We start from the raw sequence: 23,489 nt of genomic DNA on the forward strand, positions 1-23,489 counted from the left end.
CTAATTCATAAGCTACAAATGACCTGGGATTATTTTAAAAAAAGATTGTCACATGTTCTGTTAAACGGAGATAATGATTTAAAATTTAGAAATATATCTTATCTACCTAGATGGGCCGTAGTTGCTATAGACTCATTCCTAGTAATTATTTCTTTTCTAATTACTTATTTTTTAATTAAAGATTTGATGGTTTCATTATATCCATCACTATCAATTACTCAGCAAGGTGGTGTTATATTTCTTGTTCAATTTTCATTCTTCTTTATATTTAGTACTTATGCGGGATTAATAAGGCATAGTACTACGGTGGATATTTTAAAAATAGCACTGGCCTGCTTTACATCGGGATTAACTTTGGTGATCATAAATTATACGAGCTATTTCCTTATTGGGCAAAAATTATTTTTAATGCCTTTCTTGGCAATATTTTCAGCTATAACATTTGGATTGATGCTATTGTTCAGAGTTTCAGTTAAATCTGTTTACTACCTTTTTATCAACCTTAATACAAAAGAGAAGAAAAGAGTATTACTATTAGGAGTTAATGATGATACAATATCTGTAGCTGAGGCAATGACAATTTCTAGAAATCAAGACTTTATATTAGCTGGTTTTATTTCTTTCACTAAGGCTCATTCCAAGATTAAAATATTAGGGAAGCCCATTTTTAAATATTCCAGTAATGTTTATGGAACTCTCAAACCTTATGATATTGATGGAGTTGTTATAGTAGGAAATACGATTAGCCAAAAGCAAAAAAATAATGTCGTAGATGAATGTCTGAATCATGGTATTCAAATATTTAATGCGCCCGTTATTAAAGAATGGAACGATTCTCAAAGTATCCAAGGTAATATCAAAGAAATTCAAATTGAAGATTTGTTGGAACGAAATCCTATTGTTCTTGATGATTCTTTAATTAACAAATATATTAATGATAGAGTAATCTTAGTCACAGGTGGAGCAGGTTCTATAGGTAGTGAGATAGTAAGGCAAGTAGCTCAATATAAACCAACCAAACTATTAGTACTTGATCAAGCAGAGTCTCCATTACATGAATTAGAATTAGAGTTGCGTGGTGAGTTTAATCAAATCGATTTTGAATTTGTTTTAGGAGATGTTCGGAATTTGAAAAGAATGAGAAAGCTTTTTGAAAGTGAAAAAATTTCAATGGTGTTTCACGCTGCTGCTTACAAACATGTACCTCTTATTGAGAATAATCCATCTGAAGCTGTCTTTGTAAATATCATAGGAACTATGAATCTCGCAAATTTAAGTGCAGAGTACGGTATAGATCGATTTGTGATGGTTTCAACTGATAAAGCAGTAAATCCTACTAACGTAATGGGTGCTTCTAAACGTGCTGCTGAAATTTATGTTCAAGCCTTACAAGCTAAGGAAACGAATACATGTTTTATAACAACAAGATTTGGTAACGTTTTAGGTTCTAACGGATCTGTTATACCTCACTTTAAGAAACAAATAGCAGCTGGTGGTCCTGTGACGGTTACTCATCAAGACATTATTAGGTATTTTATGACTATTCCTGAAGCTTGTCAGCTAGTTTTGCAAGCAGGAACAATGGGGCAAGGTGGTGAAGTTTTCGTTTTTGATATGGGTAAGCCTGTGAGAATCATGGATTTAGCAGAGAAAATGATTAAATTATCTGGTCTAGAACCTTACAAACAAATAGACATTAAGGTTATAGGTCTAAGACCTGGTGAGAAGCTATTTGAAGAGTTATTAAATGATAAGTCGACTACTTTACCTACACATCATAAAAAGATTATGGTTGCTCGGGATAAAGCTATGGAATTAGAGGATGTTAATAATTTTATTATTGAAATAGCTGCCGCTGCTGAACAACAGAATAATACTAATGTTGTTGCACATTTAAAGAAGTTAATGCCAGAATTTATTAGTCAAAATAGTGTTTATGAAGTCTTAGATAAAGATGTTGAAGTAAGTACGTAAAATACTATATTTGCAAAATGAAAAATAATCGCATTTTAAGCATAATTATACTGCTTGTTTTAACTATTCTTACAACTACCTCTTGTGTATCTAAAAAGAAGATTATTTATTTACAAGATGTAGATTCCAATTTATCAGCAAATACATCAAGTGATTTTGAGAATTATATTGTTAAAGATGATATTCTTAGAATATTTGTCACAAGTGCAGACATGGAAAGTGTGCAATCATTTAATCAAGTTATAAGCCAAGCAACTAATAATGGTGTTAATGTGGCAGGTCAAGGAGCATTACAAACTTATTTGGTCGATAGTGAAGGTAATATCAATTTCCCTTTGTTAGGTGTGGTAAATACATCCGGATTAACAAGAATTGAATTTCAAAAAAAATTACAAACTCAAATATTTAAATACGTTACTGATGCTCAGGTAGATGTTCGTATAATGAATTATAAAGTTACCATTATTGGAGAAGTTAATAGACCTGGCACTTATAAAATAAATGACAATAGAATTACACTATTACAAGCAATAGGTTTAGCAGGAGATTTAACAATTTATGGTAAGAGGGAAAATATAATCGTTTTAAGAGATTATGATGGAATTCAAAAATCAACTAGGGTGGATATAACTAACGCAAATTTTATATATTCTCCTTACTATTATTTGAAACAAAATGACACCGTAATTGTAGAGCCTAATGGTCCTCAGATTCAATCCAGTGGATATAATCGTTATGCAGGAACAGTTATTTCCATTGCTTCATTCCTTATATCCATTGCCATATTATTGACTAGAAACTAAGTCATTGATATGTAGAGATTTTATGGATTTACTATTTTTAAATAGGATTTTATTCTTAATGTGGACTCTTTTTTTAATTAAATCTTTTCTGAGAATTTAACTCGATATAATAACAGATGAATAATACTAATTCCAACATTCAGGAAGAATCGCTAAGGGAACAAGTAAAACCATATCTTAAAGCTTGGCCTTGGCTCTTTCTATCGGCTTTGATTTGTTTGGGTTCTGCGTATGTCTTCTTAAGATACGCAACAAAGCAATATCAATCTACAGCATCTATTATTATTAAAGATACTCCATATGGTGGCGGATTGTCAGAAACTGGGGTTCTAGGAGATATAGGAATTGGAAATAACTTTAATAGTGTTGAAAATGAAATTGAAATCCTTAAATCTAAGAGGCTTTTAAATAATGTAATTGACCACTACAATTTGACGGTTAATTATTCACGTAAAGGTAATGTCAAGGAAAGTGATATTTATGATCAAGGTTTCATTAATCTCATTCCAGTCTACAATGATTCTTTAGAAGAACCAATGCAGACACTGCATTTTTTTGTTAAAAGTAAAAACGACTCTGTTTTTGAGTTTAGATTGAACGAAGAAGAAAAATGGGTGCAAAGAAAATACAATGAATTACTAACTGTCAATAATAACTTTTTCCCATTTCTACCAACGTTAAATGAAGGTGTTATAAGTAAGTCATCTAACTCTGAAGACGCTATTTTAAAAGTTACAGTCCGACCTAAGGAAATTGTATTACAAAACTATCATTCAAAACTAACTGTTGAAACAGCTGGAAGAAGAGGTAGTGTAGTTAATCTAACTATTACTGACGAAGTAGGTGATCGAGCGGTTGACTTACTTAACCGCTTGATTGTTGAGTATAATATGGATGCCATTAACGATAAGAATATTGTAGCTTTAAATACAGCAAAATTCATTCAAGAACGTTTGAGTGATATTTCTAAAGATTTAGATACTGCAGAAATAAACATTCAGTCCTTTAAGAATAAGAATAATGTTACTGATATTAACCTTGAAACATCTATTGATTTAACTAAAATTAATCAATTAGAAACTGCATTATTAAATGTTGAAACGCAGTTAGCTATTGCAAGTTCGTTAAAGGACTTTATGTCTAATGATTTAAGAAACAGCGTTACTACCTCTGGGTTGGGATTAAAAGATGTTCAGGTAAATAGCCAAATTGAAGAATACAATAAACAACTTATAAGATTCCAAAAATTAAGTAAAACTTCAACAAGTGATAATCCAGTGATTAAAGATCTCACTGTCGAATTAGCTGCTTTAAAAAAAGGTATCAATAATACACTTAATAATTATTTGACAAATTTGAAGTTTGAGAAAAGTAGTATTCAATTAAAGTTAGGTAACATCAATTCCTCCATTTCGAGAGTGCCTATTAATGAAAAGACGAATAGAACCGTTCAAAGAAATAGAGAGATTTATGAAGCGATTTATTTATTACTTCGTCAGAAACAAGAGACTACTGCAATTTCGTTAGCTGTAACTGCTCCAAAAGCAAAGATTGTAGACTCCGCTTATTTTTCCAAAACACCAGTTTCACCTAAACCTAAGCTTATTTATTTAGCAGCTCTTATCCTAGCTATTGCAATTCCTTTAGGGCTGGTTTATCTAAAACAATTATTCTATAACAAAATCGAATCACGCAAAGATTTAGAGAAAAAATTACCTCAATTATCTATTCTAGGTGAAATACCTAGACTCGATAGCGATGATAATGGCATGATTGAGTCTAATGATAGAAGTGTGCTTGCTGAATCTTTTAGAATCATCAGAACTAATTTACAATACAAGATATCTACGATTTCACATAATAAAACTCCTGTGGTTCTTGTGAGTTCAACTGTAAAAGGTGAAGGTAAAACCATGATAGCTTTTAACTTAGCAAACACATTTGCTTATAGTGGTAAGAAGGTGTTGCTTATAGGTGGTGATATACGAAACCCACAATTACATAGATTTTTTAAATCGCACTCTAAAAAAACTAAAGGAGTCACCGAATTCTTGACCAATGGCTCATTACAGCTGAAGGATTTAGTCGTGACCGTAGGTGACAATAATAATTTATCTATGATTTTGTCTGGAGCGATTCCACCTAATCCAGCCGAGTTGTGGATGCAAGATAGGACCCAAAATCTTTTTGAGGAAGCTAAAGAGCAGTATGATCTGGTAATTGTAGATTCAGCTCCTACTATCGTTGTAACTGATACATTCCTTATTAATAAATATGCAGACGTTACAGTTTATGTATCTCGTGCAAATTATACTGATACAGCGCTTTTAGACTTCGTCGCTGATACTGTTGAAGAAGGAAAACTTAACAATGTGGCTATGGTCATTAACAGCGTAAAACTTACCAACTTTGGTTATGGGAACAAATATGGTTATACCTATGCAGCCGATAAGAAACAAACACTATTTGGTAAGTTCAAAGAGAAAATGGGGCTTTAGGAAAAAGTAGCAATCGTATTTAAAATAACTGGTTGAATTGATTCTGTTATTTTCTTATCTAGCTTGATCTCTTTAATTTTACTCAGGTGCTCTGGTTTATGAGCATCTGTAGCTATAAAGTCGTAGAGATTGTTCTGTAGCAGTAGCTTTGCTTTGTTTAAAGCATCTTTACCATAACGACCAGATAAGGAAAGCATGTTTAATTGAAAGGTAAATCCTCGATCTTTTAGATCTTGAAACTCTTCTATAGATTTTATATATCTATATCGCTCGGGATGAGCCAGGATAGGAGAGATGTCTTTTTGAAGCATTTTAAAAACAACTTCTTCTACATAATGAGGCCTTTGAAAATAGGAGAACTCTGTTAACAGTATTCGTTCTTTTAAAAATAGTAAATGATCCGTATCTATTAGGTTTTCAAAATTACCATCCATCATATATTCAGAGGCAGCGCCTGTAACAAATGATGTTTTCTCATTTTTGAAATTTTGATAGCAATTTCTGATTTTATCCACATCGTTACCATAATAGTCTTCCATGGTATGAGGAGTGGCTATGCAACTTTTAAAGCCTAGTTCTTTGTACAAATCAATCATATGTAGAGACGTCTCAAGATCCTTTGCTCCATCATCTATTGCAGGTAATATATGATTGTGAATATCTATGAACCCTTCTAAATAATCAGTTAGGTAGTACTTTTTAGAGAAGAATAACATGATATATTAAGATATAATGGATTGTACTTCCTCTAAAATAAGTACATCTTCAAAGAGCTCCTCTAGAATGATTACAAATTCTGGATCATTTCTAAATGCGTTCTGTAAATGAAAACGTCCTTTAGTAGTTTGGCCAGTTTTATAAAATGCTCCAGCAAGGCGATACTCCATTTCAGGATCTTCTGGATAGAATTCTAGACCATGCTGTAAATTTGAAATAACCGCTTCTGTTTCTCCTAATAGTAGTAGAATGTCAGAACGTTGTAACCAGGTTTCAAGTTCATAATTGCCTAACTCAATTGCTCTACGGTAACCATGCTCAGCTTCTTCAAAGAAGTTTAAACGCTTGTTAAGATTTGCATACTTGATCCAGTACAGTGCATTTTCACTATCTATTTCAGTAGCTTTTTCAATATATTTTAATGCTTTTTGATAATTAAGTTGCTTCAAATAAAAATCCACAATTGCAATCCAACCTTTATCTAGTAGTGGATCTTCTTTAACGGTCTTTTTAAAATACTTGATAGCAAGATCATTTGCACCTAGTTTTTGGTAGCATTTCCCTAATCTTAAATATGCAAAAGAGGTAGGGTCATCTAGTTCTAATGTAATTTGATAATTTTCAATGGCTTCATTATACTTACCTAATTTCTCAAGTACTTTACCTTTCTCCAGGTATGCACCTACAAATAGCTCGTCAGATATGATTGCAAACTCAAAGGCTGCGAGCGCCTTCTCGTACATTTTAAGATCAAAGTATTGTTTCCCAACTTGATGCCAAGCGACTTCACTATAAGGATTGCTATTTAAAAAATGATTTAAAAAATCAATAGCTCCTTTATGTTCTTTTAAAAAGTCAAAACAATATATAATATTATAAAGTGCAGAGTAATCTGTGTCGTCAAGTTCAAGACACTTGATGAAATTCAACTTTGCCTTACTATAATCTTCAATGAAAAGATATTCCATTCCTATAAGATTATAAACATCTGCTTGGTCTGGTGTGAGGTCGAGCGCTTGTTGTAAAAGGTCTACAGCCTTGATATGCTCGTCAGTTTTAGAATAGATATTTGCTTTCTGAATATAGATCTCGGCATTATGAGGTTGTAATTCATAAAGATCATTAAGAATTTCATGAGCTTTATCAAAATCATTATCAAACACAAAAACCTCTGCCTGTAATAATCGTATTTCGATTGAAGCTGGATGTTGTGATAGCCCTAATCGTATGGCTTTACGAGCCATGATCATCTTTCCTTCTTCTAGATAATGTTCAATTATTTGTTCAAATTCTTCACTGTCAAAAAAACCAACTTCGTTTGACTTCAACATAGATTCAAACTTTTTAATACTCATAGAGTCGTCGTTATTAAGTTCAAAGTGCATAGGTAGTCTTTAGAAATTCTTCACTTACTAAGTTCAAAATATTTGCCATTCTTTTCATTATCCTTCTCATTCTATTATAAACATTTTATAAACAGCTGTAATACCTGCATTTTAGTCATAAAATTCTTCAATAACTTCTTTTAAAATTTCGCAAGCTTTTTGTATTTCTTCAAGAGTTATTGTTAGCGGTGGAGTTATTCTTATAGCTCTTTTCTCATATAATAATAAGAAGAATATAACTCCTTTTTCACGACAGCGATCTACGATTTGAGCCGTATAGCGATCGTCGGGTAGTAAAGCAGCTAGCATTAATCCAGTGCCTCTTATTTCTGTAATGTTTTTGTGGAGTAAGCTTTCGCGAAAGCGTAATTCCTTAACCTTAACGGCTCCTATCAAATTATTATTCTCCAATTCAGTCAAGGTAGCTAGTGCCGCAGCAGCAATCACAGGATTTCCACCAAATGTGGTGATGTGGCCTAACATAGGTGATTCTTGAAACTGCTTGAGATGTACTGCTCTTGCCGTGAGTGCACCTATAGGCAAACCACCTGCAAGTCCTTTTCCTGTCACTACAACGTCTGGAATGATGTCGTGCTGTGTGAAATAGAACATCGTTCCCGTACGTCCCATACCTGGCTGGATTTCATCTACGATGAGTAATGCGTTTACTTCATCACATTTTTTGCGCAAGGCTTTCATCCATCGATTACTGGGTAAGATAAACCCAGCGCCACCTTGAATACTCTCTATAACTACCCCAGCAGTATTAGTGGTGATTAAATTCAATTGAGCCATGCAATTAAATTTGATATGCTTAATGTCAGGTAAGAGTGGTCTGAATGGTGCCTTACGTTCCTCATAGTCCATTAAGCTGAGTGATCCCATCGTATTACCATGATAAGCATTTTTCATGGAAATGATTTCGCTTTTTCCAGTGACTCTTCGGGCAAGTTTAAGTGCAGCTTCCATAGCCTCAGTACCGCTATTTACTAGATAAGTCATTTCTAGAGGCGCTGGCATGTGACTAGCTATCTTCTTACAGAGTTCTATGGCCGGTTTTTGAGCATATTCTCCATACACCATCACGTGCATGTATAAATCTACCTGATCTTTTATAGCTTGAGTTATTGTAGGATGACAATGTCCTAGAGGCAGCGCACTTACTCCAGCAACACAATCTAGGTATTCATTATCATTAATATCATATATGTAATTCCCACGAGCATGAGAAATCTCAAGTGCTGGTGAGAATGGAGTAGTAGGAGCCTGGTATGTAAAGAAATCTTTTTTCAATCTTAATTTTTTGTAGATTGAGGAGCTTGATCATTTTTTCTATTAATCAAATTCTCTTGTTTCAACTTAGAATTTTCGTTTAATTCTCCCGAGTTGTTTTCATCAAAAAAGGGTTCTTCTATTTTAGGAAGTGGCAATCCCTTGATTTTAGTCAAAACTGGTGGCTTTTTACCCATAAATAATTGATCCACACTATTTATCTGTTCATCGCCACGCCATTGAAATCCTCTTAGAGTTCTTGCGTTTGCTGGGAGCTCATCTGTTGGGATAGTTTCATCTTTAGGATTGCCTATAGGAGTTATTATTGAAACATCACCATTACTAAATGTAATATTTAATTTACTACTGGTTCCTTTATTGATTCCGATTAATTCGTTATCATCATTTTTAACATAAAGTAGATTCTCAACATTTTTATTGATTTTCACTTTATGTAGTGCATTTTCTTTAAATAAACCAATCAATTCCTTTCCTTTAATCTGATTGTAACCATCATTAATGGTGTCCTTATCAACTATAAACGCGTTATAAAATACTCTTAGGGAATCCAGCTGTTCTGTTTTTACATTGCTTTGTAGGTGAATAGAATCTCCTGTGATTTGGCTTTTACCACTCCACAACACTGGATTTTTAATCATTTTAGTTAATCCTGTAGATTGCCTCGTGTGAATAGAATCGCAACGACCACTTAAATCACTTTTAAATAATCGCACGTCTCTAAAGCCTCTTATTACTCGATTATCTTCGGGACCAGTTATCATGAGTGTATCTGCATGTATGTAAACAGAGTCAGCTTCTTGAAGTGAGATAGCAACAGCTCGTTTAGTAATAAATACAGAGTCTTTATCACGATACACCTCTGCATAGTGTCCTTTAATGATGGATTTATTAATCGTGTCAGTGACTATAATATTGTTTGTAGCACTTGCAAAATTTGTATTTCTATCAAAATATAAACTATCACCTGTGACAGTACGATTGTTATAATCTATTCGTGATTTTTTCACAAAATGCCCGTAGTCATTACGAGTATCATAGAATCCACGTTCACAATATACGGTACTAGTGGTTCCTGTTATAGTAGATGGTCCATAGAGGTAAGCATGACCAGTTTCTGTATAGAAATTTACTTGCTCAGAATCGATGGTATAATCAGGATTTGTAATGACCACATCATCAATAAATTGATATTTCTTTTCTTGCATAAAAAATCGACCTACACGACTCTTTAAAACACTCGCCGTGTCTCTTACAGTTCCTCCACTGCGATAATAAGCTTCTTGTTTATTGCGGTCAAAGTAAAGTGTATCTGTAACCAGAGTTGTGTTAGGACTGCGCATGTTAACTTTTCCAGCTGCAAATGCTAATTGTGTGTTCCCATTATACTCAGCATACTTAGAATTCATGGTTACGGTATCACCTTGATTCATTCTTACATTTCCTAAAGCTTTAAGAAAGTTTTTTTCTTTGTAGAAAATAGCTTGATCACACCACATCTTAATACCTTGATGTTCAATGTAAACCAGCTGCGCATCAGATTTTGAATATACAACTGCATCGGGATACTTATCTAATCCTGTGAGTTGATAACCACCTTTCACATATATGATAGAATCGTTTACTACTGGCTCATTTTGTGCCATAGAAAAACTCGAGATAAAAGTAATTAAAACTATAAAAAAAAGATTTTTCAATAAAGGAATATTAGGGAAACAAAGTTACTAAAATGATGCCATCTTTATCCTAACGTTAGATGCGAAGAATTGTTTAATTATGAAGCATAAAAAAAGCGCTCTTAAAAGAGCGCTTTTAAATATATTAAGTAAAAACTCTAGTTATCTTGAGCGTCTCCACAATCACTTTTACAAAAACTGTTAGAAGTTGCAGTGGCACTACCAGCAAGTTGGTCTCCATCTACCCATACACCTACACACTGATCAACACATCCATTTGCATCTAGGTTGTACACTACCACATAAGCAGCAGTACAAGAACACTCAGGTATACAATTATCAGCAAATGTATAAGTTACACCAGTACGTCTTCCAGAGAAGCAATTTCTAATGTTGAATGCGCAAATATCTGGCTCACCATTATATAATGGAGTAGAATCACAATTTTCTTCAATGTTCATTGAAATAGAATATATGTACCAACCTGGTTGAGCAGTGTATTTAAAACTTAATTTTTGATTACCATTACCAGCTCCGTTACCAACGCCATTGTTGTCAGCAAATTTTTCAATTTCAAATTCTGCAACCAGTTCATCACCTACTCTTAATGATTTTTCAACACATACTCCGTTAGAAGGGTTTACTATAAGATTTTTTTCTTCACCTACAGCGATTATAGACTCGATAGGAAAAGGATAAACTGAATCATCAGGACTTAACTCGTATGGAAGTGCACCTCTATCAATAGCGATAGTTTCCATAAACTTGATAAAATCAGTGTCAGTCATTCTGTCTATAACCTGTGCCTCATAATCAGCAACGTTTGCATCCTCTGTAGTACAAGCTGCAAAAGCTATCATAATAGCAAATAAAGTAATTATTTTTTTCATGTCAATATCTTTAGATTGTAAAACTAGGAATTACACCATGAAAAACTCGCATAATAAATTTATTTTCGCCATAAAGTGTTTAATAACGTTTATTTGCGTAAGAATTTTCAACGATCTGTTTTACAGTAAGTTATAAAAATGATTTTAACATTTATTAATGTACTTTATCGATGTTAGGCCTTTTACAGCGGGAAATACAACCAATTTGAGTTAAAATCATCTCTTTTTACACTCGTAAACGCAGATTCTTTTATTTGAATTTCCATATTATCATCTTCAATAGTATCACTTACTGCGTACTTGATGATATTCCAACCTTTAGATATGTTGACATCATATGAAGTTTGTGTATAGAGATTTACTTCACCATTCTCATCAATAGTTAGTGGTTCTTTGTTGATTCCTGTAATGGTAGTATTTCCATTACTATATAGTATCATGTAATAGTATCCTTCTACCGGTGGATTTTTATCTCCATTCATAATGTTCATAATAAACTCACGAGATGATGCAGGGAAAACACGACCTACTTTTTCACTATTATTATTAAAAATTTCAAATCCATAGTACTTACCAGCAAGAGCCACTTTTACATCATCTCCTTTAATTTCTACATTTTCTAGGGATAGGAATACATCCTCAATTCCTATCGGGCTTAATTCATAGCCAGACTCAGCAAGCGCATTGTATTCTTCAAATGCTTTTTGAGAAATTTTGTCAAAATCAGTAGGTAAATTTAGTTCTATGTTACCATCATTATCTATTGTTCCATCGAGTTCAGGTTCGACAAAATACCCCATGATATTCAATTGTCCAGCATCGCCATTGTATTCTTCAACTTGACCAGTTACTTGTTCTATTGCTGTAGCAGAAGTTTTTGAGGTAGTTTCTTTACACGAATTTAATAATGCATAGACCGCGATAAACGCTAGGAGTAGAGTGCTTTTTTTCATGGTAGACGGTTGGTGTCACGCTTTCGCGAAAGCGTATTTTAATTATCATTAATCTAACGAAAGATTCAATGTTCTTATTATCTTCTCTTGTCAGTTTTAAACATAGAATCTAATATGGTATTGATTCCTTGAAAAATAAATAGAATGGCAAGACCGCAGAAAGCGATTCCAGGCATTAAGAAAATAATGGGGTGATCACTTCCAGCTCCTAAATAAATTAAAACTGGTCCTGCAAAGAGAAAAGGAATAGCCATCATAAGTCTGGTGATTCCTTTGCGTAATACGTCTTTATCTGTAGATGGTTGTTGCTGTTCCATTAACAATTTCCAATGTGGTTAACTGCGTCACGCACACTTCCATATTCTTTCAATGCGCGGTTAGCATTTTCATAATTAAGTCCGGTTTGCTGCATGATCATGCGAGTGCCGCGATCTACTAGTTTGTCATTGCTCAATTGCATATCCACCATTTTATTACCTTTTACATGACCTAATTGAATCATGACGGTGGTGCTTATCATGTTAAGGATCATTTTTTGGGCAGTACCAGCTTTCATACGACTGCTTCCAGTCACAAATTCTGGTCCTACTATAGGAGTGATAGGATAATTAGCCTCAAGAGCTATGGGATTGCCGGCATTACAAGTTATAGAACCCGTAACAATCTTTTTAGCATTACACGCTTTTAATCCACCTAGTACATAAGGTGTAGTGCCACTTGCAGCTATACCTATGACTACATCGTTATGAGTGATGTTATATTTATTTAAATCAACGATGGCTTGGTTCTTATCATCCTCAGCATTTTCAACGGCCATGCGTATCGCGGTGTCTCCACCAGCAATTAATCCTATGATTTTATCATGGGGAACACCAAAAGTAGGTGGACATTCACTGGCATCTAGTATTCCCAATCGACCACTAGTTCCAGCTCCTATGTAAAATAGACGACCACCAGATTTCATTTTTTCTACAATCACATGAACAAGTGACTCAATTTGCGGTATCACCTTTTCCACCGCTGTAGCAACTTTTTGATCTTCCTTATTTATAGAAGATAATAACTCCGTAGAGGACATGTGTTCTAATCCATCATATAAGGAATCTTGTTCTGTGGTTTTAGTAAACATATCTAGTAGCTGATTGTTTCAGTAATTTCAAGACCATAGCCTATCATTCCTATACGTTTGCTTTGTTCGCTATTAGTAAGTAATTTAAGTTTTGAGATTTTTAAGTCATGAAGTATTTGAGCTCCTATACCATAATCTCTATTATCAAGATTCTTACGTGGCGCTTTGATTTCGCCATTTTCTTGTAAATTTTTAAGTTGTTCTAAGCGACTCAACATATTCTCAGGTTGGAATTGCTGATTGATAAAAACGATAGCACCTTTTCCTTCTTGATTTAATCGCTCAAACATTGCGTCTATTTTTCTATCAGCCTCAGAGGTGAGCGTGCTGAACAAGTCGTTATTAACTTGCGTAGAATTCATGCGTGTTAAAATTTCATCGCCATCTTGCCAGTCACCTAGAGTTAACGCTAGATGTATTTGCTGATTTGTGGTTTGTTGATACGCTCTTAATCTATATTCACCAAAACGTGTCTGCAATGTAAAGTCTTCCTTTTTTTCAATAAGGCTATCGTTTTTCATGCGATAAGCGACTAAATCTTCTATAGAAACTAATTTTAAGTCAAATCGTTTTGCCACATCTACTAATTGTGGAAGTCTAGCCATGGTTCCATCACCATTCATGATTTCAACGATAACACCAGCAGGTTCATGTCCTGCAAGTCGTGCAAAATCTATCGCAGCCTCTGTATGACCGGTTCTTCTCAAAACACCACCATCACGAGCTCTTAATGGAAAAATGTGTCCAGGTTTGCTCAAGTCATGACCACGAGTTTCTTTATTTATCATTGCTTGAATAGTCTTAGAACGATCTGCGGCACTTATTCCTGTAGTAACTCCATGACCTCTTAAATCCACAGAAACGGTAAAAGCAGTTTCCATAGGATCAGAATTATTTACTACCATCATATCGAGTTCAAGCTCTTTACAACGAGATTCTGTGATAGGCATACAAATCAATCCACGTCCATGTGTTGCCATGAAGTTGATCATTTCTGGAGTTACTGATTGCGCCGATGCTAAGAAATCACCTTCGTTCTCACGATTCTCATCATCTACTACTATAATTACTTTTCCATTTTTGATGTCTTCAATAGCATCTTCAATAGAGTCTAGTTTTATAGAAGTAGTTCTTTCAGTAGCGGTAGTCATGGTCTTTATCTTTTGCACAAAGATAAGAATTAAGCCGCTGAGCTAGGATGCTTTGGCTTTTTTTTAAACTTAGAAGTTATTGATTCTAAAGCTCCACCTAAATCAAAAAATCCTTGATCTGTGGTTGCGCGATAGGTGAGTAGGATGCCGATAGGAAAAATAATAAGTGTTCCCATCCATGCACCTAACCAAGTTGGGAAAGCACCTTCTACCGCAGCTTTCTCAGCAAAAATATTGATAAAGTGAAAGGTTAAGAAAAAGAGCGTAGCAATAACAAGTGGTAATCCCATTCCACCTTTTCTTATAATTGCGCCAAGCGGTGCACCTATAAAGAAGAGTATAATACATGCTGCTCCTAGAACAAACTTCTTTTGAACTTCTATCTCGTGTTTGGCAATACGTTTTAAATCTTCGCTTAATTGAAATACACGATTTTCAAGTGCCGCACGTTGCTGTTTCACTTTAGTTAATGTCGATTCAATGGTACGTCGCTGGTCATAAATCTTGAGTTCACTTATAAAGTTTCCTGCAATTTCGCTTTTAACAATTGTATCAGTAATTCTTTCTTTAAGAACCTCTGGTGCCCATCTTTTATATTGAGTCTCGTGATATAGCTTTAAATTACTGTTGAACTTTGTAGCAAATGAATCAATACTTGTTTGTAGCTCATGTATTTTAAGCATGCGGTGATTATCAGTAACACTAGCTTCATCTAGATTTACATTATTAATTCCCGAAACATCTACATTAAGAGTATAGGTTTTAAAATAGCTACGAGCAAACGGTGAACTTCTTCTTTTTTGAGCGTCTTCAGGAAATAAATCATCGTAATAATTTCCATTGCTTAGTACGAGCTGAATGATATTTGATTTAAGGGAACTTTTGAGTTCTCCTTTTTCTGATTTTATAACGGTATAGTTACCATTACGTTTTACGTTTTTTTTATGAATGATCACATCATGTAAAAATTGACCACGATCACCAGTTTTTTGACCTACCTTAATATTGATATCACCTATCTGGTTAAAAGTACCTACACCTATCGCCATGGCAGGTTTACTATTTACAATATTGCGCCGCAAATTACCTTGTTTAAAATGTCCCCAAGGAATTACAGTATTTGCAAAAAAGAAAGATGTAATACCTAAACCGCAAACCACTACTATCAAAGTACGCATAGATCGTTGTAGGGAAATCCCGTTAGACTTCATAGCAGCAAATTCATAATTCTCGGCCATGTTACCGAAAACCATAATAGATGCTAGAATAATACTCAATGGTAATGCAAGCGGTACAATTACTGGAATGGTGTACATCATAAATTTAGCTATGGTAATCATATCTAAATCTTTTCCAGCAAGATCTTTAATGTAAAGCCAGATGGCTTGTAGGATAAGTATAAACATAAGAACAATAAAGACGCTTAAAAACGTCTTTATAAATGATGTCAATATGTATCTATCCAGTATTTTCAAACTAGTCTAAGTTCTCGATATCCCAACCATCATAATCCTTAGGGTCAAAGTTGAAACACTTTTTTGCCAAAGGCTGATTTGTCTTCAATGATAATAAAGTGAAAGTAGCTTTTGTACCACTATTCTCAGTGACTATAGCATTATAGATATGCTTAGTATTGATATCTATGCCTAAGAGAACTTGTTTGTATTCTGAGTTTGATTTGATAGGAGTCAACTTAATATACTGGATTTTACGTCCACGTACATTTTGCTCTATATCCCATTCTGCACGATATCCTTTTTCATAAAAGGTTAAAATGTTAGTAGGAGAAATAAGTCCTTCATCAGAGTCTGTTTGTGTGGAAATGGTAACTTGTTCATCTTCACGATTCACCACATAGAGTTTAGAACCATTATAGATGTAAGTACTTCCCATAAATTCTACGTTATAGTTTTCACCACTTAAAGTAGCTTCACCTTGTACGTCCATGTTTAATTGAGACTTAGCATTCTGTAAGTTTCCTTTATAATTAAAAATGACATTATCGTAGCTCTTAAATTTTGAAGCAACTTCTTTAAGCAATTTATCTGCTTTAACATCTTGTGCATAACCTATGGATGCGATGCTTAATAGTACTATTAGGAAAATATTCTTCATGGTCTTAACCTTTGTTTTTTTCTTCGTTTAAAAATACCTCTAGAGAAGCAAGATCTGGAATTAAAACTTGTCGTGCTTTGCTACCTTCAAAACCACCTACTATTCCAGCGGCTTCAAGTTGATCAATGATACGACCAGCTCTATTGTAACCTAATTTCAGTTTACGTTGCAATAATGAGGCACTACCTTGTTGTGCAATAACGAGCACTTCGGCAGCTTCTCTGAACTTACTATCTCTTTCGTCTATGTTATTATCAATACTTGTGCCACCTTCTTCACCTACATACTCAGGAAGTAAATAAGCGTCTGGATAAGCTTTTTGTGACCCAATAAAGTCTGTGATTTTCTCGACTTCTGGAGTGTCTACAAAGGCACATTGAATTCTTATAATCTCATTTCCAGAGGTGTATAGCATATCTCCACGACCTATCAACTGATCTGCTCCACCGCTGTCTAGAATAGTACGAGAATCAACTTTTTGTTGAACTCTAAAAGAAACACGAGCTGGGAAATTTGCTTTAATCATACCTGTAATTACATTTACCGATGGACGCTGCGTAGCGATGATTAAATGAATTCCTATCGCACGAGCAAGTTGTGCTAGTCTTGCAATAGGAGTTTCTACTTCTTTACCAGCCGTCATGATTAAATCTGCAAATTCATCAACGACCAAAACAATGTAAGGCAGGAATTTATGACCGTTTGCTGGATTTAATTTACGTGCCTTAAACTTTGCATTATACTCTTTAATGTTACGACACATCGCTTCTTTAAGGATGTCATAACGCTGATCCATTTCTATACAAAGACTGTTTAATGTGTTTATTACTAACGAATTATCAGTAATAATTGCCTCGCCGCTATCAGGAAGTTTTGCGAGGTAATGACGTTCTATTTTATTGAATAAAGTCAGTTCTACTTTCTTAGGATCCACAAGTACAAACTTCACCTCAGCCGGATGCTTAGAATAGAGTAGAGAAGTAAGCACCGCATTAAGTCCTACAGATTTTCCCTGTCCAGTGGCACCAGCCATTAAAAGGTGCGGCATTTTTGCAAGATCTACTACAAACGTTTCATTACTAATCGTTTTTCCAAATGCGATAGGCAATTCCATTTCGGCCTTTTGAAACTTAGGAGAAGCAATCACAGATCGCATAGAAACTATAGACGGATTCTGATTAGGCACTTCAATTCCTATGGTACCTTTTCCTGGAATAGGAGCGATAATACGTATTCCTAGTGCGGCAAGAGAAAGCGCGATATCATCTTCTAGGTTTTTAATTTTGGAGATACGCACACCAGCCTCAGGAACGATTTCATATAAAGTAACTGTAGGTCCTATAGTTGCTGTAATCTTTGCAATTCCAATTTTATAATTACTAAGCGTTTCAACAATCTTTAATTTGTTAGCTTGTAATTCTTCTTCGTTAATCGTAATCGTTTTTCCAGCAGAGTAATCCTTCAATAACTCCAGTGGCGGAAATTTAAAATTGCTTAACTCCAGTGTAGGGTCAAACTCTCCAAAATCCTCAACTATTTTTTCTGCCTTGCTATTAATATCGGCATCTTCATCTATGACGGCGTTTATTTCTACATCTACGTCGTCTTCGGTAGTTTTAGGAATGGTCTTTAAAACTGGTTCTGGAATAGGCTCTGGTTCTGGAACAGTGATTTCTAGTTCTTCTTTTTGCAGTGGAGTGGGCGTTACTGGAATTTCTTCAACCACAGCTTTTCCTTCTATTGTTGCCGTTTCCCAATCTTTCTCCTCGTCTGATGGTACGAGATCTGGTTCAAAACTATCTTTAACCTCAGTTGCTTTTTTAGAGAAGTATGCGCTTACTTTTTCTGGAGTAATATTTAAACGCAATACCATGTACACTATGGCTAGAACTATCATTACTACTATTGTTCCTAGTAATCCTATATAATCTTGCAGGAAATCGTTGAGTTCCATTCCTACTTTTCCACCTAGTAATGGACTGGATTCATGGAAAAACCCTAAAGTCATGGAGATCCATAACATGAGTAAAAGTCCCCAGAACCATAGGTTGAGGATACGCTTTCGCGAAAGCGTAAATAAATTCTTCTTTACTGCAAATAAATAGATTCCCGTGATAATTATCAACACAGGAATGGATAATGCGGCGATACCGAAACCATCATAGATAAAGAAATCTCCTAATCCAGCACCTATTTTACTGATCCAGTTTTGAGCTGGTAAATCACGTTGCGATAAATCGTTAAGAATACTCTGATCTTGTCGCCATGTAAAGAAAAAGGATATAAATGAAGACATCATTATAGCTCCTAATCCCATGAGGACGCTTCCTATAATGACTTCCTGCACGCGACTGAGCTTACCGGTCGGTAATGTCAATTTCTTGCGAGGTGATTTTGGTGTGGTTTTCTTTTTGGCCATACACTAATGTGAACGTACAAAAATAACAATATTGTACTCTTAACAATAGATTGTGTTAAGTTAATAGTCAACTAAGAATTTAACAATAATCAATATTTGAAGATGTATTGATTAAGTTTTTGATTTTCAATGTTTAAGCTTAGAAAAGCGCTTGGATATATGGAATGTAAATAATGCATCCCACGATAACAGCGGTTATGGCTGTGATAAATACTGCACCAGCAGCAATATCTTTAATGTGTCCTATTTTCTCATGGAACTCAGGATGAATAAAATCTGCAATAGCCTCAGCTGCGGTATTCATTCCTTCTAGACTCATAATGAGACCTATAGTAATGGTTTGAATGATCCATTCTGTAGCGGTTATATCAAAGTAAAAACCAGCAATAGTCATAACTACGGCTATAAAAGCTTGTACTTGTATACTAGCTTCAGTCTTTAATAAGGTCACGGCGCCTTTAAAAGCATAGCCGCAACCTTTTAATCTTTTATATAGAAATGTTCCTAGTGCCAATTATAGTAGCGTTTTAAGAGCTGCAAGATAGTTAGGTTCTTGTGCAATCTCTGGAACTTGTTCATTATAAATTACCTTTCCTTCTTCATTAAGTACGACAACTGCTCTTGAATGAAAACCAGCTAATGGTCCTGAAGTCATGGTTAATCCATAATCGTTTCCAAAAGTTCCGTCAATCACATCACTTAAGTTCTCAACGTTATCAAGTCCTTCATCGCTTACAAAACGTTTTTGAGCAAATGGTGTATCTCTAGAAATACAAAGTACAGCAGTATTATTAAGCTCAGTCGCTCTTTTATTAAAATTCTTTACTGATGTTGCACAAACGTCTGTGTCTATACTAGGGAAGATGTTAAGAATGACTCTTTTCCCTTTATAATCATTTAAAGAAGCCTCAGAAAGGTCTGCTTTTTTAAGTTTAAAGTCTGGAGCTTGAGATCCTACTTCTGGAAGTGAACCATTAGTCGTGATTTCGTTTCCGCCTATTGTTATTGTTGCCATAATATTAATATTTAAGTTGTGATTTTATGTTTTGAATTTTGGAAGCTAATTCGGCTTTTAAAGCTACATCAGTTATTCCAGATTCTTTATTAAAATTAGTTGAAAAGCTAGGTAAACTGTAGCTGTCTAGAATGTTTCCATCGTTAAATTGGAGTCTGTTGTTTGCAATTTCTAGTACACTTGAGCCACCACGGGCACCTGGTGAAGTTGCCATAAGGAAGATAGGCTTGTTATGAAAACCTTTAGTTCCTTCAACTCGAGATAACCAGTCAAAGAGATTTTTGAACACAGCAGCATAAGCTCCATTATGCTCTGCAAGTGAAATGATTAATAAATCACTTTCTTTTAAAATATTTGAAAAGTCTACGGCAGTTTGCGGTACGCCATTTTTATTTTCAATATCAACACTGTAAAGAGGTAATTCAAAATCATTAAGATCTAGCACTTGAGTATCGAGCTCATTAAAAAGACTCGCCGTATAACTTACCAGTTGCTTATTAATGGATGTAGAACTATTGCTTCCTGCAAATGCGGTGATTTTCATAAATTTTATTTGGAATGTTAAAAATAGATGTACCTACATTAATCATGAGTTGTGGAAATGTTAATTTATCAGTTATCAGTTTTAGTGGGCGATTAATTAAGTCACATAGAGAAATGTGAATAAACAAACCGATAATGTTTTTATAAGATTCTTTTTTTTAAACATTTAGTGCCGACTGCCTACTAGGAACTGAATACTAACTCAAAGGCGGCCATATGTTATTTTCATCGGGATTTTGAGGATTAAAGACGATCCATAGATGTTCACCTTCAGGCCTGCGCAAGTTAGTCTCATCCCATACGTTTACAAAATCGGTATGTTTTCCTTGTGGTGTGTCAAATTCATAATCGATACGGACCGGATTCCTATTATTGATATGCTGGCTGGTATCTATAAATACATTAAGAATAGTTCCACGTGTAGGAATTCCAGATTTGAGTGCGTTTAATTTTTGCTTTGAGTTTTTGAGGCTCCATCTTAAAATAAAAAACCCAATAAGCGGAAAAAGCAACATAGGCCAAAGGCATATCCCAGGAATCAAAAAAATACAAAACCCAGCACCTACTAGAAAAGAGGCATTTTTCCAATAGCGTACTTTATTCTCATAACCAGGCGCTAGAAATCGAGGCGCCACTGGTGGTTCTGGCAAACGTGGTGTTCCAGGAATGTGAGGCAACTCGCCACCACAACTTTTACAATTTGTAGTAAGATCGCGACGGTTAGATGCCGTACACCATCCACATTGCAATACCCATGGTTCAAGAACCGCAATCGGTCCACCACATTTATTACATTGCAGTAGATCGTTTACACATTCTGTGAGGCACCATTCGCAGGCGGTAATTCCGTGTTTCATCTATTTATAAGCGTCTGTATATGCAAGTATAGCATCTATATCTTCATTAGACAATTGTGGGAAGGAATTCATGTTAGATTGATTGTACTCGTTGTAGATTTTTACAGCGTCTGCATCGCCACTTGCGATGAGCGCTTGAGAATTTTTAATCCAAGAATACAACCATTCTCTTTCGTATCTTTCCGTAACTCCTAACAATCCAGGTCCAATAGCGCGCTTAAAAAGTTTGTGGCAGGCAGCACAGTTTGCTTTAAATAACTTTTCACCTTGCTGTTGTAGGTCTGTAAACTCAGGTTTTGCCGCGCCGCCATCTATGATAGCAACTTGAGCGGTACTCGTTTGACCAGGCACGCTGCCTATATACAGAACAAGTGCTACACAAATCGCGACTGCGGTAATCATGAATGTGAAAGTATAAGCAATGACTTTAGTAAGTGGTTCGAGCATAGCGCTATTATTAAGGTAGTTCAGTGTTATTTATACGCTTTCGCGGAAGCGTATACTCATCAATTTATGCCACAATAAATTTACAACCTAGGTGACAAATAGACTAGAAAAAAGGAAGTTTTTACAATAGAGAAATCACATAGAGTTTGTTATTTTTGTAGAAAATATCTATCATGACAATAACTCAACTTAAATATGTTCTTGCGGTTGCCCAATATCAAAATTTTACCAAAGCAGCCGACAAAGTTTTTGTAACCCAACCTACGTTAAGTATGCAGATTCAAAAGCTTGAGGATGAGTTAGATATTCAGATTTTTGATCGGTCTAAAAAGCCGATCGAGCTCACTGAAACCGGTAAGAAAATCGTGAATCAAGCTCGTAATATTGTGAACGAAAGTGAGCGCATTCAAGATATAGTAGATCAAGAAAAAGGATTTATAGGTGGCGAGTTTAAAATAGGAGTGATCCCTACAGTTATGCCTACGTTATTACCTATGTTCCTGCGCAACTTTGTGAATAAATATCCTAAGGTAAAATTGCGCATAGAAGAACTCACGACTGATAATATTATAGATGCGTTGCAGGATGGAAGTATAGATGCCGCAATTGCCGCAACGCCTTTAAATAATGAGACCATTAAAGAACGCATTCTTTATTATGAGCCATTTGTAGCTTATGATCCTAGAAATGGTGGTAAAGAAAAATCCAAAATTAAAATAGCCGATATTAATTCAGACGAGTTACTATTACTCGAGGATGGACATTGCTTTAAAGATAGTGTGCTTAATTTATGTCGTGGTACGCGCGATACTAAAGATGAACACTTTATGCTTGAAAGCGGTAGTTTTGAAACATTAATAAAACTGGCCGATGAAGGTTTGGGCATGACGCTATTACCTTATTTAAACACCATGGATTTAAGCGACCGTAAAAAAGAAAATTTACGATTCTTTGAAGATCCATCACCAGCGCGCGAGGTGAGCTTAATTTATCACCGCAGTGAGTTGAAACTACAAATTATTGAAGCATTGCAAGAAGTCATCGCTGGAGTCATTAAAGGAGCCATCGCCTTCTCAAACGTGCAGATTATAAGTCCTGTGGCTAAGAAGTAGTGTTCAAAACCACTTTGAAAATGGCTTTTTGGCTAGAGTTGTCACTATTTTAAATCCTTGCTTAAAAATTTAAATATTTTGAACTCAAATAATATTACTGCAGCAATTACTAAAATTTCTGTTATAAAATAGAAAAGCCCCAGTAACGTAAGTTGAGTTGAATATAGAATTATCATTCCTGCTGAAAGAATAATATACATTGAGTTGCTTATTATCAATATAAGTAACAAAGACTTGTAGTTCTGTTTATTCAATAAGTAACAACTTATTGAATAACTGAATAGAGCAAATGCCAAACCAGACAAGATGTACAAAACGTTTTTTGGCATTCCAAAAGTAGATTCTAACGGTGCAATAACAAGTGATAATAAAATAGCCGTTAATAATGCTCCTGCCGCATCTAACAGAAACATATCTTTAGGCTTTGTAGTAATTTGATAAAAGAATTTCTGAATTCCCATTTAAGTAGAATTGAAAGAAAATTTACAGTAGTTCTAAGCTTTCAACAAACTATA

General features: G+C 34.8%; 23 protein-coding genes. 4 read left to right on the forward strand and 19 right to left on the reverse strand.

Annotated elements, in window-relative coordinates; genetic code table 11:
* The first annotated feature begins 18 nt into the window (after positions 1-18).
* The 3 genes from ACSHWW_RS09140 (at position 19) to ACSHWW_RS09150 (ending at position 5,275) form a co-directional block, all read left to right on the forward strand.
* The gene (locus ACSHWW_RS09140; RefSeq protein WP_435682140.1) at positions 19-1,974 is read left to right on the forward strand and encodes a polysaccharide biosynthesis protein; all 1,956 of its coding nucleotides are present in this window, start codon (positions 19-21) and stop codon (positions 1,972-1,974) included.
* A gap of 17 nt (positions 1,975-1,991) precedes the next feature.
* Positions 1,992-2,777, forward strand: a complete 786-nt coding sequence (locus ACSHWW_RS09145) for a polysaccharide biosynthesis/export family protein (protein WP_435682141.1) — start codon at positions 1,992-1,994, stop codon at positions 2,775-2,777.
* A gap of 116 nt (positions 2,778-2,893) precedes the next feature.
* Complete coding sequence (locus tag ACSHWW_RS09150) at positions 2,894-5,275, forward strand: GumC family protein (protein ID WP_435682142.1); 2,382 nt, start codon at positions 2,894-2,896, stop codon at positions 5,273-5,275.
* On the opposite strand, the gene ACSHWW_RS09155 is transcribed toward ACSHWW_RS09150, so the two are convergent.
* The 18 genes from ACSHWW_RS09155 to ACSHWW_RS09240 all read right to left on the reverse strand — a co-directional run bounded on the left by ACSHWW_RS09155 (position 5,272) and on the right by ACSHWW_RS09240 (position 21,862).
* The gene (locus ACSHWW_RS09155) at positions 5,272-5,991 is read right to left on the reverse strand and encodes a tyrosine-protein phosphatase (RefSeq protein ID WP_435682143.1); all 720 of its coding nucleotides are present in this window, start codon (positions 5,989-5,991) and stop codon (positions 5,272-5,274) included. The genes ACSHWW_RS09150 and ACSHWW_RS09155 overlap by 4 nt on opposite strands.
* Positions 5,992-5,997: 6 nt before the next feature.
* A complete protein-coding gene (locus ACSHWW_RS09160) occupies positions 5,998-7,377 on the reverse strand; it encodes a tetratricopeptide repeat protein (RefSeq protein WP_435682144.1) in 1,380 nt (459 codons plus the stop codon).
* A gap of 111 nt (positions 7,378-7,488) precedes the next feature.
* Positions 7,489-8,670 carry an aspartate aminotransferase family protein gene (locus ACSHWW_RS09165; protein WP_435682145.1) on the reverse strand — a complete coding sequence of 394 codons (1,182 nt, stop codon included), beginning with the start codon at positions 8,668-8,670 and terminating at the stop codon, positions 7,489-7,491.
* Between the two features lie 2 nt (positions 8,671-8,672).
* Entirely contained in the window at positions 8,673-10,364 is a 1,692-nt protein-coding gene (locus ACSHWW_RS09170; RefSeq protein WP_435682146.1) for an OstA-like protein, read from the reverse strand.
* A 137-nt stretch (positions 10,365-10,501) separates the two neighbouring features.
* Positions 10,502-11,233: a hypothetical protein gene (locus ACSHWW_RS09175; protein ID WP_435682147.1), complete on the reverse strand. Its 732-nt coding sequence runs from the start codon at positions 11,231-11,233 to the stop codon at positions 10,502-10,504.
* Positions 11,234-11,415: 182 nt separating this feature from the next.
* A complete protein-coding gene (locus ACSHWW_RS09180; RefSeq protein WP_435682148.1) occupies positions 11,416-12,186 on the reverse strand; it encodes a hypothetical protein in 771 nt (256 codons plus the stop codon).
* 77 nt (positions 12,187-12,263) lie between these two features.
* On the reverse strand, positions 12,264-12,503 hold the full coding sequence (locus tag ACSHWW_RS09185; protein ID WP_435682149.1) for a DUF6095 family protein: 240 nt from the start codon (positions 12,501-12,503) through the stop codon (positions 12,264-12,266).
* Positions 12,503-13,315 (reverse strand): N-acetylmuramic acid 6-phosphate etherase, encoded by an 813-nt coding sequence (gene murQ / locus ACSHWW_RS09190; RefSeq protein WP_435682150.1) that lies wholly within the window; start codon positions 13,313-13,315, stop codon positions 12,503-12,505. The genes ACSHWW_RS09185 and murQ overlap by 1 nt, the downstream gene beginning before the upstream one ends.
* Positions 13,316-13,317: 2 nt before the next feature.
* On the reverse strand, positions 13,318-14,466 hold the full coding sequence (gene ribB, locus ACSHWW_RS09195) for a 3,4-dihydroxy-2-butanone-4-phosphate synthase (RefSeq protein ID WP_435682257.1): 1,149 nt from the start codon (positions 14,464-14,466) through the stop codon (positions 13,318-13,320).
* A 29-nt stretch (positions 14,467-14,495) separates the two neighbouring features.
* Positions 14,496-15,941: an LptF/LptG family permease gene (locus ACSHWW_RS09200; RefSeq protein ID WP_435682151.1), complete on the reverse strand. Its 1,446-nt coding sequence runs from the start codon at positions 15,939-15,941 to the stop codon at positions 14,496-14,498.
* Between the two features lies 1 nt (position 15,942).
* Complete coding sequence (locus ACSHWW_RS09205) at positions 15,943-16,581, reverse strand: LolA family protein (protein WP_435682152.1); 639 nt, start codon at positions 16,579-16,581, stop codon at positions 15,943-15,945.
* Positions 16,582-16,585: 4 nt separating this feature from the next.
* The gene (locus ACSHWW_RS09210) at positions 16,586-19,000 is read right to left on the reverse strand and encodes a DNA translocase FtsK (protein ID WP_435682153.1); all 2,415 of its coding nucleotides are present in this window, start codon (positions 18,998-19,000) and stop codon (positions 16,586-16,588) included.
* Between the two features lie 139 nt (positions 19,001-19,139).
* Positions 19,140-19,514: a diacylglycerol kinase gene (locus ACSHWW_RS09215; protein WP_435682154.1), complete on the reverse strand. Its 375-nt coding sequence runs from the start codon at positions 19,512-19,514 to the stop codon at positions 19,140-19,142.
* Positions 19,515-20,015, reverse strand: coding sequence for a thiol peroxidase (tpx, locus tag ACSHWW_RS09220; protein ID WP_435682155.1), 501 nt, complete (start codon positions 20,013-20,015; stop codon positions 19,515-19,517).
* A gap of 4 nt (positions 20,016-20,019) precedes the next feature.
* Complete coding sequence (locus ACSHWW_RS09225; protein ID WP_435682156.1) at positions 20,020-20,559, reverse strand: NADPH-dependent FMN reductase; 540 nt, start codon at positions 20,557-20,559, stop codon at positions 20,020-20,022.
* A gap of 96 nt (positions 20,560-20,655) precedes the next feature.
* Positions 20,656-20,724: an SVM family protein gene (locus tag ACSHWW_RS09230; protein ID WP_435682258.1), complete on the reverse strand. Its 69-nt coding sequence runs from the start codon at positions 20,722-20,724 to the stop codon at positions 20,656-20,658.
* Between the two features lie 31 nt (positions 20,725-20,755).
* Positions 20,756-21,415, reverse strand: a complete 660-nt coding sequence (locus ACSHWW_RS09235; protein ID WP_435682157.1) for a hypothetical protein — start codon at positions 21,413-21,415, stop codon at positions 20,756-20,758.
* A complete protein-coding gene (locus ACSHWW_RS09240; protein WP_435682158.1) occupies positions 21,416-21,862 on the reverse strand; it encodes a c-type cytochrome in 447 nt (148 codons plus the stop codon).
* Between the two features lie 173 nt (positions 21,863-22,035).
* Here ACSHWW_RS09240 and ACSHWW_RS09245 point away from each other — a divergent pair, with 173 nt between their 5' ends.
* Positions 22,036-22,974, forward strand: coding sequence for a LysR substrate-binding domain-containing protein (locus ACSHWW_RS09245; protein WP_435682159.1), 939 nt, complete (start codon positions 22,036-22,038; stop codon positions 22,972-22,974).
* A gap of 44 nt (positions 22,975-23,018) precedes the next feature.
* Here the strand turns inward: ACSHWW_RS09245 and ACSHWW_RS09250 are convergent, their stop codons facing one another.
* On the reverse strand, positions 23,019-23,435 hold the full coding sequence (locus ACSHWW_RS09250) for a hypothetical protein (protein WP_435682160.1): 417 nt from the start codon (positions 23,433-23,435) through the stop codon (positions 23,019-23,021).
* Between the last annotated feature and the right edge of the window lie 54 nt (positions 23,436-23,489).

The organism is Nonlabens sp., assembly GCF_051251825.1.
Classification (GTDB): Bacteria; Bacteroidota; Bacteroidia; order Flavobacteriales; family Flavobacteriaceae; genus Nonlabens.

Excerpts from the sequence above, each read along its gene's own strand:
- ACSHWW_RS09140 (WP_435682140.1), top strand. The coding sequence starts at position 19 with ATGACCTGGGATTATTTTAAAAAAAGATTGTCACATGTTCTGTTAAAC.
- ACSHWW_RS09145 (WP_435682141.1), top strand. The coding sequence starts at position 1,992 with ATGAAAAATAATCGCATTTTAAGCATAATTATACTGCTTGTTTTAACT.
- ACSHWW_RS09150 (WP_435682142.1), top strand. The coding sequence starts at position 2,894 with ATGAATAATACTAATTCCAACATTCAGGAAGAATCGCTAAGGGAACAA.
- ACSHWW_RS09155 (WP_435682143.1), bottom strand. The coding sequence starts at position 5,991 with ATGTTATTCTTCTCTAAAAAGTACTACCTAACTGATTATTTAGAAGGG.
- ACSHWW_RS09160 (WP_435682144.1), bottom strand. The coding sequence starts at position 7,377 with ATGCACTTTGAACTTAATAACGACGACTCTATGAGTATTAAAAAGTTT.
- ACSHWW_RS09175 (WP_435682147.1), bottom strand. The coding sequence starts at position 11,233 with ATGAAAAAAATAATTACTTTATTTGCTATTATGATAGCTTTTGCAGCT.
- ACSHWW_RS09180 (WP_435682148.1), bottom strand. The coding sequence starts at position 12,186 with ATGAAAAAAAGCACTCTACTCCTAGCGTTTATCGCGGTCTATGCATTA.
- ACSHWW_RS09185 (WP_435682149.1), bottom strand. The coding sequence starts at position 12,503 with ATGGAACAGCAACAACCATCTACAGATAAAGACGTATTACGCAAAGGA.
- murQ (WP_435682150.1), bottom strand. The coding sequence starts at position 13,315 with ATGTTTACTAAAACCACAGAACAAGATTCCTTATATGATGGATTAGAA.
- ribB (WP_435682257.1), bottom strand. The coding sequence starts at position 14,466 with ATGACTACCGCTACTGAAAGAACTACTTCTATAAAACTAGACTCTATT.
- ACSHWW_RS09205 (WP_435682152.1), bottom strand. The coding sequence starts at position 16,581 with ATGAAGAATATTTTCCTAATAGTACTATTAAGCATCGCATCCATAGGT.
- ACSHWW_RS09210 (WP_435682153.1), bottom strand. The coding sequence starts at position 19,000 with ATGGCCAAAAAGAAAACCACACCAAAATCACCTCGCAAGAAATTGACA.
- tpx (WP_435682155.1), bottom strand. The coding sequence starts at position 20,015 with ATGGCAACAATAACAATAGGCGGAAACGAAATCACGACTAATGGTTCA.
- ACSHWW_RS09225 (WP_435682156.1), bottom strand. The coding sequence starts at position 20,559 with ATGAAAATCACCGCATTTGCAGGAAGCAATAGTTCTACATCCATTAAT.
- ACSHWW_RS09235 (WP_435682157.1), bottom strand. The coding sequence starts at position 21,415 with ATGAAACACGGAATTACCGCCTGCGAATGGTGCCTCACAGAATGTGTA.
- ACSHWW_RS09240 (WP_435682158.1), bottom strand. The coding sequence starts at position 21,862 with ATGCTCGAACCACTTACTAAAGTCATTGCTTATACTTTCACATTCATG.
- ACSHWW_RS09245 (WP_435682159.1), top strand. The coding sequence starts at position 22,036 with ATGACAATAACTCAACTTAAATATGTTCTTGCGGTTGCCCAATATCAA.
- ACSHWW_RS09250 (WP_435682160.1), bottom strand. The coding sequence starts at position 23,435 with ATGGGAATTCAGAAATTCTTTTATCAAATTACTACAAAGCCTAAAGAT.